Consider the following 12,274-nt stretch of genomic DNA (forward strand, 5'->3'; position numbering starts at 1 on the left):
CCTACTTTTCTTTCGCCAGCCGGAACTGCACAGCAGACAGGATGGCGATGAAGATGGCCAGCATCACGCCCATGGCATTGGCGTAGCCGAAGTGTCCGGCCTTTTCGGTCAGCTTGAACGCGGTCCAGTAGATATAGTACATCACCGTGTTTGTGCCCGACCCGCCCTGGGTCAGCAGCTGGATGAGGGCGAAGCACTGGAAGGAGTTGATGGTGGTGATGACCAGGATGTACAGGGTGGTGGGCATCATCTGGGGCCATTTGACCTTCCAGAAGACCTGGAAATCGGTGGCGCCGTCCACCTGGGATGCCTCCACCAGAGAGTGGTCCACGTTGCCCAGGGCGGAGACGTAGAGCACGATGGGCTGTCCCACGGAGGTGGTGAACAGAATGAGGATGATGCACCAGATGGCGAAGCGGGAGTCGCCCAGGAAGTTGACGTTCTTGTCGATGAGGCCGACCCCTTTGAGGACGGAGTTGAAGATGCCGGTATAGTTGTCGAACATCCACTTCCAGACCACCGTGACCGCCACCGAGCCGGTGACCACCGGCAGGTAGAAGATGCACCGGAAGGCGGAGAGCAGGGGCCCCTTGAGCTTATAGATCGCCGAGCCCACCCACAGGGAGAAGGCGCAGACGGTGGGCACGCTGACCACCACGATGAGGAAGGTGTTCTTCAGCGCCTCCAGGAAGACCGGGTCCTGCCAGAGATCGATGAAGTTGGAAAAGCCGACAAAGTGTACCGCGGTATCGCGCATATTGGCGTCGGTAACGCTGTAGAAGATGCAGATAAACATTGGGATGATGACAAAGCCCACGAAGAAAATGAGGCTGGGCAGCATGAACAGGTAGCCGTTGATATTCTCCCTGCGCTGCAGCACACGGCTCATGTTGCTCTGCTTTTGTTCGCGCCGCCGCGGCGTCCGGCTCTCGGCGACCTGAGTCTGTTTTGCCAAACTGAGCACCCCTCTCTTATCTCTGAAATAGGGGATGCCCCTTCCCCGCTGTGCGCGGGGAAGGGGCGCGCAATTCCCCTCAACCGTCAGGTATTGAATGGGGCGATTATTTCGCGGCCGCGTTGGCCTCGGCAGCATAGGTGGCCACAGTGGAGGCGACGTCGGCACCCTCGCCCACCTTCTGGAGCATGTTCCACCAGGAGGTACGGGCCTGGGCCCAGCCCTTGGTAACCTGGTAGTAGTCGCCCAGGAAAGGCATCAGAACCTGATACTCGTTCATAATGTCGTTGTCGGCCCACATGGTGCTCAGGTCGACGCCGCCGGCGGCGGAGCGCACGGGGAAGTAGTTGGCGGTGCGCACGGCGTCCACGGTGTGCTCGGAGTTGGCCATGTAGTTAATGAACAGCTTGGAGGCCTCGATGCGGGAGGCGTCGCCGTTATCAAAGATGCCGAAGCCCCAGATGCCGCCCTGGAGGGCTGCGGTGCCGTCCTCGGAGGGGAAGCTCATGAAGGCGATCTCCTCGCCGGTGACGGTCTTGCCGGAGCCGGTGCCGGCGGAGTTGGGATCGAGCTGCTGGGCGATGTTCCAGCAGAAGGCCATCTTCAGAACGCCCTGGTAGAACTTGGCGATCTCGTCGCCGCCCTGGAGGGAGGCGTCGAAGGCGATGCCGTCCATGCCCTTGAGCTGCTCAATGGCCTTGACGTTCAGGGGATCGTCCCAGGTGTAAGTAGTGTGGGCCGCGTCGGTAAAGGTCCCGCCATAGAGGTTATTGACCAGGGCGCGTGTGCCCTGGTCACCGCCCTGCCCGCCGCAGTATACGGCGGCGACGGTATCGCCATAGTGGGCATACAGGGCCTCGACGGCCTTGATGAAGTTCTCGGTGGTCCAGGTGTGAGTGGTGAGATCCAGATACTGGTCGGCACCGGCCTCCTTGAAGGCGTCCAGATTGACGGCCATGCAGTGGGCGGTCATAACCAGAGGATACTCATACACGGCGCCGTCAGTTGCGGTGCAGGCATTGAGCACGGACTCCTGGATCTCGGAGCGGTCCTGGGCGGACAGCATATCGGAGAGGTCCACCATGTAGCCGCTGGCGCCCCAGTTGGCAACCAGACGCTCGGGGCCTTCCATCACCAGGTCGGGGGCGTTCTTGGCGGCGATGGCGGAGTTGACCTTGTCGTCGCCGTCGGCGTAGGCCAGGTACTCCACATTGACGGTGATGCCGGTGTCGGCCTTGAAAGCGTCGGTGAGGGCCTTGACCTCAGCCTCCTTGCCCCAGTTGCCGATGGGATAGGTCCACAGGGTGATCTCCTTGGCCACGTCGCTGCCGGTGTCGGCGGGCTCCTGGCTGTCGACCGGCTTCTGGCTTTCGACGGGCTGGGAGGCGGAGGGCTTGGGGGATTCGGACTGCTGGCCGCCCTGTTCCTTGGGGCCGCAGGCCGCCAGGGAGACCGACAGGCCCAGCGCAAGAGCAAGAGCAAGCAGACGTTTCGCTTTCTTCATGGGGTGATCCTCCTCTTTTTGAATAAAATTTTCATTGCCAAAGGGTCGTTCACTGTGTAAATTGTATAGTCACATTTTCCATTTGTCAATAGATATTAGAAATATTTTTTTATTTTCTCTTTTATAAAAAAATTTTTTCCGAAAATGTGTACACATTGCCCAACTGTGCCCATGCACGGAGGGGTGGGACAAGGGAGCGGCAGGCGGAGGATTTCTCCTCCGCCGTCCCAGCTTCGGGAGGCGGAGCGTGCGGGCCGCCCCTGCGCCGCAGCTTGCCTGAGGACAGAATATACTAATAGAGCTTATTCAGCACGGACTGGGAGGTACGGCGGTTGATCTCGCTGCACTTCTCCCAGTTTTTGCGGTAATACTCGGTATACAGCAGATCGAACAGGAAGCTCTGGCTGATGTCAGCGCTGGACGACCCGCCCTGGAGGGGGCTCTCGTTGGCCCCGCAGAGGAGGGTCACGTCGGTAAACTCGGTGAGGGGCGACTTGTGGAAGCGGGTGATGGCGATGACCTTCGCCCCGGTGGCCTGGGCAAGCTGGGCCACGGCGTTGGTGTCCTTGGTGGACCCGGAATAGGAGATCACCACCGCCACGTCCTCGGGTCCCAGGGTGGAGGCCACCATGGCCTGGGCGTGGGCGTCGTTGACGCAGCGGACCTTGGGCTCGATGCGCATGAATTTATCCGCCGCCTTCTGGGCGGCGACCAGGCTGGCCCCCACGCCGAAGAAGGCGATGCGCCGGGCGGCGCTCATGAACGCCACGGCCTTGGCCAAGGCGTCCACGTCCAGGAGGGCGGCGGTCTCGCTCAGGGCGCGCTGATTCACCTGGAGGACCTTCTGCACCACGGCGGCCAGATCATCCTCGAGCAGAATCGCCCCGGTAAGGGCCCCTGCCTCCCCGTCGGTATCCCGCATGCTGAGGGAGAGCTGCATCTTAAACTCCTGATAGCCCCCCAGGCCCACGGTGCGGCAGAAGCGGAAGACGCTGGTCTCCCCCACGCCGCAGGCATCCGCCAGCTCGGTGATGGACATGAAGAGCATCTCACGGGGGTGCTCGGTGATATAGTCCGCCACCTTCTTCTCCGCTCTGGTAAACTGATTATATGCCGAGCGTATCTTTCCAATGAAATCCGCCTGGGTATCGGCCATGGTAATTCCTCCTGTACGGTCGCTCATCCGTTGTTGTATTTATAATTGCTCCGCCAGGGACAGCGCCCCGTAGAGCCCCGCCATGTTGCCCAGCTCCGCCGCCCGGACCCGGACGCCCCGGAAGCCGGGAATGATGGACGCCTCCACCCGCGCGCGGGCGCCCTCGATGGCGTAGGGCTGCTCCATGACGCCGCCCCCCAGCAGCACGCAGGGGACGTTGTAGGCGTGTATGAGGGTGCACACCCCCGCTGCCACCTCGTCCAGCCAGCGGTCCACCACCGTCTTCACGGCGCGCTCCCCCAGCCGGGAGAAGATGGCGCGGCCGCTCTCCAGCGCGGGGTCCAGGGCCCGGGCCATGGCCACCAGGGCGGTGGCGGAGGCGGAGCGCTCATAGGTGCCGGCAAAGGGATCGGCGCCGCTGAGCTGCTCCGGGTGGGTGACGATGCCGCCCAGCATCACCCCGGCGGAGGGGCCCGCGCCATAGTAGGGCCTGCCGCCCAGGACCACCCCGCCGCCGATGCCGGTGCCGTAGGTCAGGCAGAGGTAGTCCGACTCCCCCCTGCCCCCGCCGCAGACCCCCTCGCCCAGGGCGGCGGCGTACACGTCGTTCACCACGGCCACGCCCACGCCGAAGCGGGCGGAGAGGATGCCCCGCACGTCGGTGCCGGTATAGCCGGGGATGTTCTCATTGGCGTAGCGGATTGTCCCGCTGTCCGGGTCCACCTGCCCGGCGGTGGAGACGCCGACTGCGTCGAATTCCCCCAGTGCCTCCAGGGCGGAGATCGCCCGGGCCATCACGTGGGCGCCGCCCTGCCTCGCCTGGGTGTCCGTCTCCCCCCTGCGAACCGGCACGCCGCCGTCAAAGAGGCAGGACTTCATCCTGGTGCCGCCGATGTCCAGGGCGGCAACCCGGCGCGCGCTCATTTCAGCGCGGCCACGAAGCGCTTGGTAATTTCCAGCGGGCGGGTGATGGCGCTGCCCACCACCGCCGTCAGGATGCCAAGGTCCATGGCATGGCGCAGGTCGTCGGGGGTAATGATATTGCCCTCGGCCACCACAGGCTTTCCGCTCTCCTTCACCAGACGCTCAATCATCTCGAAGGGGGGCAGGGAGCAGCCGGCGGTATAGGGGGTATAGCTGGCCATGGTGGTGCCGATGAGATCGAAGCCCAGCTCGGCGGCGTGGAGGCCCTCCTCCACATTGGAGCAGTCGGCCATGAAGAGCTGGTCGGGGTACTCCACGCGCACCTTCTGGAAGAAGCTGTCCAGGCTCTCCCCGGCGGGGCGGGGACGCCTGGTGGCGTCCATGGCGATGACCTCCACCCCGCACTTCACCAGGGCCTCCACCTCGGCGGCGGTGGGGGTGATATACACGTCGGGCCGCTCGTCGTAGACTCTCTTGATAATGCCGATCACCGGCAGCGGGGTGGTCTTGCGGATCTCCGTGATGTCCTCCACCGTGTTGGCCCGGATGCCCGCCGCGCCGCCCAGATAGGCGGCATAGGCCATGCGGGACATAATGTAGGAGCTGTGCAGCGGCTCCTCGGGCAGGGCCTGGCAGGAGACAATCAACCTTCCTCTGACCTGTTCATAGAATGCTTCCTTATTCATTACACCCATTGCTTACACCTCACAACGCTAGTTTTTTGGTCACTATGTCAGTGTCAGTATAGCACTGGAAGAAGTTTTTTTCAATGCATTTCTTCACATAGGAAAAAATATTTTTTCCTCTTGCCTTGCCCCTGCCGGCGTGTTATATTGAAGGCAATCAAAAGGCGCCTGCGGGGCGCCGGGGAGGTCTGTCATGAAGAAGCATATCGTCTGCCTGGGCGACTCCAACACCCACGGCTACTGCGCCGACCCCAGTGACTGTGCCGACGGCGCTCTGCAGCGTTTCAACGAGGACGAGCGCTGGACCCGGCGGCTCCAGGCCGCCCTGGGAGAGGACTATCTGGTGCTGGAGGAGGGACTTTCCGGCCGTACCACCGTCTTCCGTGACCCGCTCTACGAGGGGCTGGCCGCCATCGACTATATCCACCCCTGTCTCAAGAGCCACGAGCCGGTGGCCCTGCTTATCATCATGCTGGGCACCAACGACACCAAGGAGCGTTTTTCCGCCAATGCCCACTGCATCGCTCTGGGTATGGAGCGGCTGGTGAAGAAGGCGAAGGCCGTGGACTGCTGGGGGCCGGGGGGCACGCCCAACATCCTCGTGATCAGTCCCCCGGTCATCGACCCCAGGATGGAGCAGTCCCCCGTGGGGGGGACCATGGGCGCGGGCTGCGCCGAGAAGTCCCGCCTCCTCCCGCCCCTGCTGGAGAACTCCGCCAGGCTGACGCTCTGTCACTTCCTCAGCGCGGAGGGGTGCGAATTCAACCAGGTGGACTATATGCACCTGACCAGAAAGGGCCACGCACAATTGGCGGCTCTGCTGGCGGAGGCCGTGCCCGGATTGATACGGGACTGCGAATTCTGCGATGAACAATCATAGATAAGTGCCTGTTGCAAAATGTGATTCTGAGGCCAAAGGCCCAAAGTAATACATGAAAGAATTGCGGAGAATTGCCGGTTGTGGCAGTTCTCCGCAATTCTTTATAAGTGAACTTCAGAAAATTCTGTTTGCAGCAGAGCTCAAGTAGAGGCGCACGGGCATCCATCGGCCGCCCCTCCCGCAGGTGCGGGCGCAGTCCCGCGAACCCTTATTTCAGGTACCAGGGCGGCTCCTCCCCGCCGTCCGGCTGCGCGGGCAGATCCTCCATGGATGGGTGGGCCGACAGGGGTTCCTCCGGCCGGGGCGCCTCCTGGCCGGGCGTATACTTCTTGAAGATGCGCTCGAGGAAGAGAGAGGTCAGCAGGGCGGTCAGCGCCGGAGTCACGAACAGCGGCGCCATGTACTTCAGGCTCAGGCTCACCATCTCCACATTGAGCAGCACCACGACGACGGTGGAGGGCAGATGCCTGAAGGCCAGCTTGAAGGAGGCGGCGTAGAGTCCACCCACCCCGAAGGTGAACCGGGAGAGCGCCGGGAAGAGATAGACGGCGACGCCCAACGGTATGACCAGGACCACGGTGTAGACGGTGCGCATGAACGCCACGCCGGCATCCTCCGGATTGGCCAGGTTGAACATCATCCACCCCAGCCAGAGAACCACACCCACCGCCGCGGCGATGACGCCGGAGACGGCCCCCACCTTGAAATTGTCCCGGAAGGATCGGAAGAAGTTTTTGTAGGGCTCCGCCTCCCCCCGGCGGATGCATTTAACCACCGTGTAATAGAGCGCGGCGGTGGCCGGACCGATGGTGACAACCGGAAGGCACAGCGCCAGCCAAAGGGCGCTGAGGACCACCAGATCAAAAATTTTGCTGCACCCCTGGAAAAACAGATTGTTCGGGTTGAAAATTCGCTGGAACATGGCCTGCTCCTTTCGCGCGGCGCGCCGGGATATCTGTGGACACGGGCGTACGCCTGTCATTTTTTATCATAACATAGCCCGGCGGAAAACGCAAAGGGAGGGCTTCCCCCTCCCTTTGACCATCTCTACTCCACATATCCGAAGACCACCGGGGTCACCTCCACCGTCAGGCGGTCGAAGGAGAAGCCCGCCGCCCGGTATGCCTCGATAATGCCGGGCAGGGCCTCCACGGTGGTCTGCTTCCCGGCGCTGTCGTGCAGGAGGAGGAAGACCCGGCGCTCCTCCAGGCCTCGGAGCGCGGCCTCCCGGATCTCCTCCGCAGAGGCTCCGCCCACCGCCGTATCCATGCCTGAGACGTTCCAGTCAAAATAGGCGAAGCCGCGGCGGAGCATCTCGGCGGTCAGCTCTGGATAGATGGCGGCATTATAGGGGTTGATGCTGCCCCCCGGAAAGCGCAGAACCTGGGGCCGGGTCCCGGCGGCGTCGTAAATGAGCGTATTGAGGGCGTCGCAGTCGGCCAGGTAGTCCTCCACAGAGGCGTACACCTGTCCATAATCGTGGCTGTAGCTGTGCAGGCCCAGCGTGTGCCCGGCCTGTGCAATCGCCCGCAGCCACTCCATGGACTGAGCGTCCCCCCTGCCTGCGACAAAGAAGGTGGCCTTGACGCCGTACCGCTCCAGAATCTCCAGGACCTCCGGGGTCCGGGCCGAGGGGCCGTCGTCAAAGGTGAGGTAAACCACCTTGTCCGTATTCACCGTGGAGCGGCCCGTATCGTCGGCATAGAGTTCCGGGTAAAGAGCCTGCCAGACGGGGACCTCGGGCGGCAGCGGCTGGGCGGAGCTGTCCGCCAAGGCCGGGTCGGCCGCCGATCCGCCCAGCCTCTCCCGGCAGCGCTGATTCTGGACGCCCAGAATCACGCACAGGAGGATGAGCACGGCGCACAGCAGGGACAGTATGGCGATGATAATACGCTTGAAAAGGCGTTCGCTTGAGACATTCATGCGCTCAGTTCTCCCGGTTGTCATATTCCGCTCCATTGTAGACCAAGCGGAGACAAAAAACCAGACGCATTTCCATCATCCCCGCAAATTTTTTCAGTTTACCCGGAGAGCCTACAGGGCTGTCGGCAGCCTTCCGGCGGGTACGCAGCGCGACGCCTGGGTAAGGGCCATATCGTATGCCGCCCGGAAAACATCCTGAACTCCGGCGGAGAATCGCTCCGCATCCCCACGGGCGAGGGCCCCGCGCAGCTGGTCGAAGTACCCCCGGCACTCCGCCTCCTGGGCGGCAGCCTTATCAGCGTCCCAGTCCAGGCGGTTCAGGTAGTGGCCCCAAATCAGCAGATCGTCAAACTGCTCCAGAATGGTCCTGAGGCAGCGGCAGGGCGTGAAGCGCTGCAGAAAGTCAAGCAGAAGCTGGACGATACGGGCGGACCCGGGGCGTGGAATCGGCTCCCACGCCTGCGCAGCCGACCTTGCGGCATCGCGAGGCAGGCAGGTTGCCGCCGCGAAGGCCAGCCGCCCGGCGCAGACGGCGAGAATCTGCATGGCGTCCACACAGAGGACCAGGTGCTCGCCGATGACGTTCTCCTCAAGCCGCAGGGGCGGCAGCCCGTCCCCCTCCCGCAGCACCATCCCCCGCTTGTCCAGCGTGCGGACCAGGCCGATGTCGCTGAGGAGCGCCACGGCGCTGCAGGCGGTGTCCTTGGAGACGCTGTAGGTCCGCATTATCTCGGGGACGGAGGGCAGGTACGTCCGGCCCACAAACTCCCCGGCCTCAATTCGGCGGTAGAGCTTGCGGGCCACCACCGTGTAGAGATGCGTCCGGCCCTTCCCGGAGTACCACTGGTACGGAATATGGACCGAAGCGGGCGGCCAGCGCTCCTCCAGCCCCTTCAGATAGCATTTCGCGCGGCTCTTGATGTCCCGGTACATCTGTTCAAGGCGGCAGATCAGCTCATCGGTCCGGCCCTGCGCAATCAGCTCGTACATATCCCTCAGCTTGCTTTTGACAAAGTCCGCCGTAATGGCATAGGGGTCCTCCAGGCCGGAGCAGACGATGTGGGGGATGCGCGAGTAGTGCTCCATCCCGGACTGCAGATCCAGAATGACGGGATTCCGGTAGGTCACGAGCAGTTCCGTGAAGAACCGGACGGCCTGGTCGTACACCTCAACCTGTTCGGCCCCGCCCCGGACCGCTTCCAAATGGATGTACAAAGCCGGCAGATCGACACAGCGCCGCGCGCCCTGCGCATACAGGGCCGGCATCAGCAGCTCCAGCCCGCCGTAAATGTCCAGTATGCTCTCCTTTCTGCTCAGGAGCGCGTTGACACATAATTCGTCGTGAACATCCAGGCGGACCACGGCCCGCCTGCCGGAGGCCGTATCGATGACCCCGTCCCGCTCCAGCATGCGGACCACCCTCCGGATGGTCGTGATGCCCACATGATACCTGCGGCACAGCTCCTGCTGGGAGGGCAGCGCCTGTCCGCAGCGGAGCACGCCGCTGTAGAGCTGGGTGAGTATGGATTCGTAAATGGCCTCATAAAGGACGCTCTCTCCCCGCATGGGCCGCCCCCCTTCCATATCGTAATTTCAGTATAACATAGATAAACGGAGAACAGAATACTTGCTTATTTTGCGTAGATGGCATACACTGTACCTGTAGCTAAATCAGGAAAGAAGCGGAGCGGCATCGGCCGCACGTTGAAGAGCGAGGCGGATGGGAATGGACAGGATGCTCCCGGGCAGGGAATATGAGTATGCCACGCTGATGAATATGCTGCACGTCAGCGTCAGCAAGCATCTGCTGGATGCGCATTTTACGCTGGTATGGGCCAACGAGTTTTACTACGACCTCATCGGCTACGGCAAGGACGAGTACGAGGCAATTTTCCACAACCAGTGCGACACCTACTACACCAATCCCGCCCTCGGTTTTCACGACGAGGAGGAGTGGAACAAGATGGGTGCGGTGGTGATGAAGGCCATCGCGGAGGGAAAGCCGGGGTATAACCGTACGGCCCGGATGCGCCGCAGGGACGGCAGCTATATCTGGGTTCAGATGACGGCCACCTTTGTGGATGAGTACATCGACGGCTGTCAGGTCTCCTACACGGTCATGACCGATGTGACGGAGACCATGCAGCAGCAGATTGACCAGTCGGTCACCTACGACAATCTGCCCGGCTTTGTGGCCAAGTTCCGGGTGGCGCCCGGCCCGCAGTTCGCCCTTTTGGACGCCAATGAACGGTTCAACGAGTTTTTCGGGTCGGCCCCGGAATCCGGGTGCGGCGGCGAGTCCCTGTTCCAGGAAAATCTCCGCCGCAACGCCGACGTGCTCGGGGGCTTTCGCAGCCAGTTCAGCGCCGGTGAGCCGGTGCACTTTGTGCTCCGGGCGGTGGACCGGCACGGGCAGGACGCCTGGCTCCAGGTCAACGCGGCCTGCACGGACCGGCAGAGCGGCGAGCCGGTCTATCTGGCGATCTTCATCGACATCACCAACGAGACCGAGCTGCGGCAGATGCGGGAGGCCCTGGAGCGGCAGGCCCGTGAGCTGAAGGATGCCCTCAGCCTGGCGGAGCGTGCCAACCGGGCCAAGTCCGATTTCCTCTCCCATATGTCCCACGACATCCGCACGCCCATGAACGCCATTGTGGGCATGACCGACATCGCCAAGGTCCATCTGGACGACCCGGACAAGGTGCTGGACTGCCTGAACAAAATCACCCTCTCCAGCCGCCACCTGCTGGGGCTCATCAACGACGTGCTGGATATGAGCAAGATTGAGAACGGGAACATCATGATCAACACCGCGCCGGTCTCCCTGCCGGAGCTGCTGGAAAACGTGGTGACCATCATCCAGCCCAACATTAAGGTCAACTGCCAGGAGTTCTCCGTGCGCCTGCACGGCATCCGGCACGAGCGGTTTCGCTCCGACGCGCTCCGCCTGCGGCAGATTTTGATCAACCTCCTCTCCAACGCCTCCAAGTTCACCCCGGCCGGCGGCTCGGTGAGGATGGATATTGAGGAGCGCAGCGGCATGGACGGCTCCGCCGCGGAGCTGCGCATCGTCATCTCGGACACCGGAATCGGCATGAGCACGGCCTATCTGGCCCACATCTTCGAGCCCTTCTCCCGGGAGCAGGACAGCCGTGTGGACAAGACCGAGGGCAGCGGACTGGGCATGGCCATCACCAGACGGCTGGTGGAGCTGCTGGGCGGCAGCATTGAGGTGGACAGCCGGGTAGGCGAGGGCAGTACCTTTACGGTTATCCTCCCCATGCAGATCGACGACACGCCGTCCCAGCCCTACCACTTCCCCGATCTGCACATCCTGGTGGTGGATGACGGCGCTGTCACCCGGGAGTACATGGACAACGCCCTCCGGGACATCGGCCTCAATGCCGACTGCGCCGACAGCGGCGCCGGCGCGGTGGCGATGGCCCGGGCGGCCCACCTGGCGGGGCGGGATTACGACGCCGTTATCCTGGACTGGAAGATGCCCGGTATGGACGGTCTCCAGACCGCCCGGCTCCTCCGTGAGCAGGTGGACGGGGCGCTGCCCATCCTCATCATGTCGGCCTACGACTGGAGCGAGATCGAGGCCCCGGCCCGGAGCGCGGGCATCAGCGGCTTCCTTCAAAAGCCCATCTTCCGCTCCACCCTCTGCTATGGAATACAGAAATTCGTACTGGGCAGGGCGGCCGTGAAGCAGGAGACGCCCACCTATCATTTTTCCGGAAAGCGGCTGCTCCTGGTGGAGGACAACGAGCTCAACCGGGAGATCGCGCTGGAGATTCTCCAGGAGACGGGCGCCCAGGTGGACACCGCCAACAACGGCGCCCAGGGGGTGGAGCGGTTCCAGGGCTCCCCCGCGGGGTATTACGACCTCATTCTGATGGACATTCAGATGCCCGTGATGGACGGGCTCACGGCCGCCAGGACCATCCGCGCACTGCCCAAAGCGGACGCCGCCTCAGTGCCCATTGTGGCCATGACCGCCGACGCCTTTGCCGAGGACGTGGCCGCCGCGAAGCAGGCGGGCATGGACGACCATATCGCCAAGCCCATCGACGTGGCGCAGCTCTACCGGTTGATGGAGGGGTATCTCCAGTAGGGGCGGATGGGGCGGCTTTTTCCCAAGAAATCGACTCCCATCCGTTATGCAGCCTTCTGTCAAGGAAGCCCTGAGGCGCTTCTTTGACAAGCTGAGAGGAGGGAGCGGGAGGCCGAATGGCCTCCCGCT

The 12,274-nt window shown here is 62.8% G+C and carries 10 protein-coding genes; 2 read left to right on the forward strand and 8 right to left on the reverse strand.

All coding sequences use genetic code 11. The features are described 5' to 3' along the window. Position 1: 1 nt before the first annotated feature. The 5 genes from H8S62_RS15160 to H8S62_RS15180 form a co-directional block, all read right to left on the reverse strand. Positions 2–889 carry a carbohydrate ABC transporter permease gene (locus H8S62_RS15160; RefSeq protein ID WP_186920167.1) on the reverse strand — a complete coding sequence of 296 codons (888 nt, stop codon included), beginning with the start codon at positions 887–889 and terminating at the stop codon, positions 2–4. A gap of 172 nt (positions 890–1,061) precedes the next feature. Further along, positions 1,062–2,459, reverse strand: coding sequence for an ABC transporter substrate-binding protein (locus tag H8S62_RS15165; RefSeq protein ID WP_186920142.1), 1,398 nt, complete (start codon positions 2,457–2,459; stop codon positions 1,062–1,064). 292 nt (positions 2,460–2,751) lie between these two features. Then, a complete protein-coding gene (locus H8S62_RS15170) occupies positions 2,752–3,615 on the reverse strand; it encodes a MurR/RpiR family transcriptional regulator (protein WP_186920144.1) in 864 nt (287 codons plus the stop codon). Positions 3,616–3,654: 39 nt separating this feature from the next. After that, positions 3,655–4,539: an ROK family protein gene (locus H8S62_RS15175; RefSeq protein WP_186920146.1), complete on the reverse strand. Its 885-nt coding sequence runs from the start codon at positions 4,537–4,539 to the stop codon at positions 3,655–3,657. Further along, positions 4,536–5,234, reverse strand: a complete 699-nt coding sequence (locus H8S62_RS15180) for an N-acetylmannosamine-6-phosphate 2-epimerase (RefSeq protein WP_155146181.1) — start codon at positions 5,232–5,234, stop codon at positions 4,536–4,538. The genes H8S62_RS15175 and H8S62_RS15180 overlap by 4 nt, the downstream gene beginning before the upstream one ends. Positions 5,235–5,418: 184 nt before the next feature. Here H8S62_RS15180 and H8S62_RS15185 point away from each other — a divergent pair, with 184 nt between their 5' ends. Continuing rightward, on the forward strand, positions 5,419–6,105 hold the full coding sequence (locus tag H8S62_RS15185; protein ID WP_186920148.1) for a GDSL-type esterase/lipase family protein: 687 nt from the start codon (positions 5,419–5,421) through the stop codon (positions 6,103–6,105). Between the two features lie 208 nt (positions 6,106–6,313). On the opposite strand, the gene H8S62_RS15190 is transcribed toward H8S62_RS15185, so the two are convergent. The 3 genes from H8S62_RS15190 to H8S62_RS15200 all read right to left on the reverse strand — a co-directional run bounded on the left by H8S62_RS15190 (position 6,314) and on the right by H8S62_RS15200 (position 9,594). After that, entirely contained in the window at positions 6,314–7,027 is a 714-nt protein-coding gene (locus H8S62_RS15190; RefSeq protein ID WP_155146185.1) for a YesL family protein, read from the reverse strand. Between the two features lie 125 nt (positions 7,028–7,152). Further along, positions 7,153–8,028: a polysaccharide deacetylase family protein gene (locus H8S62_RS15195; protein WP_155146187.1), complete on the reverse strand. Its 876-nt coding sequence runs from the start codon at positions 8,026–8,028 to the stop codon at positions 7,153–7,155. Between the two features lie 111 nt (positions 8,029–8,139). Next, complete coding sequence (locus H8S62_RS15200; RefSeq protein WP_173023647.1) at positions 8,140–9,594, reverse strand: GntR family transcriptional regulator; 1,455 nt, start codon at positions 9,592–9,594, stop codon at positions 8,140–8,142. Positions 9,595–9,754: 160 nt separating this feature from the next. Between H8S62_RS15200 and H8S62_RS15205 the strand changes: the two genes are divergently transcribed. After that, the gene (locus H8S62_RS15205; RefSeq protein ID WP_186920150.1) at positions 9,755–12,145 is read left to right on the forward strand and encodes a PAS domain-containing hybrid sensor histidine kinase/response regulator; all 2,391 of its coding nucleotides are present in this window, start codon (positions 9,755–9,757) and stop codon (positions 12,143–12,145) included. Positions 12,146–12,274 lie beyond the last annotated feature (129 nt).

The organism is Lawsonibacter faecis (genome assembly GCF_014287675.1).
GTDB classification, from domain to species: Bacteria; Bacillota; Clostridia; order Oscillospirales; family Oscillospiraceae; genus Pseudoflavonifractor; species Pseudoflavonifractor faecis.

What these genes read in the sequence shown, in the direction of transcription:
- H8S62_RS15190 (WP_155146185.1), bottom strand. Translation starts at nt 7,027, where the DNA reads ATGTTCCAGCGAATTTTCAACCCGAACAATCTGTTTTTCCAGGGGTGC.
- H8S62_RS15200 (WP_173023647.1), bottom strand. Translation starts at nt 9,594, where the DNA reads ATGCGGGGAGAGAGCGTCCTTTATGAGGCCATTTACGAATCCATACTC.
- H8S62_RS15205 (WP_186920150.1), top strand. Translation starts at nt 9,755, where the DNA reads ATGGACAGGATGCTCCCGGGCAGGGAATATGAGTATGCCACGCTGATG.
- H8S62_RS15170 (WP_186920144.1), bottom strand. Translation starts at nt 3,615, where the DNA reads ATGGCCGATACCCAGGCGGATTTCATTGGAAAGATACGCTCGGCATAT.
- H8S62_RS15175 (WP_186920146.1), bottom strand. Translation starts at nt 4,539, where the DNA reads ATGAGCGCGCGCCGGGTTGCCGCCCTGGACATCGGCGGCACCAGGATG.
- H8S62_RS15160 (WP_186920167.1), bottom strand. Translation starts at nt 889, where the DNA reads ATGAGCCGTGTGCTGCAGCGCAGGGAGAATATCAACGGCTACCTGTTC.
- H8S62_RS15195 (WP_155146187.1), bottom strand. Translation starts at nt 8,028, where the DNA reads ATGAATGTCTCAAGCGAACGCCTTTTCAAGCGTATTATCATCGCCATA.
- H8S62_RS15185 (WP_186920148.1), top strand. Translation starts at nt 5,419, where the DNA reads ATGAAGAAGCATATCGTCTGCCTGGGCGACTCCAACACCCACGGCTAC.
- H8S62_RS15180 (WP_155146181.1), bottom strand. Translation starts at nt 5,234, where the DNA reads ATGGGTGTAATGAATAAGGAAGCATTCTATGAACAGGTCAGAGGAAGG.
- H8S62_RS15165 (WP_186920142.1), bottom strand. Translation starts at nt 2,459, where the DNA reads ATGAAGAAAGCGAAACGTCTGCTTGCTCTTGCTCTTGCGCTGGGCCTG.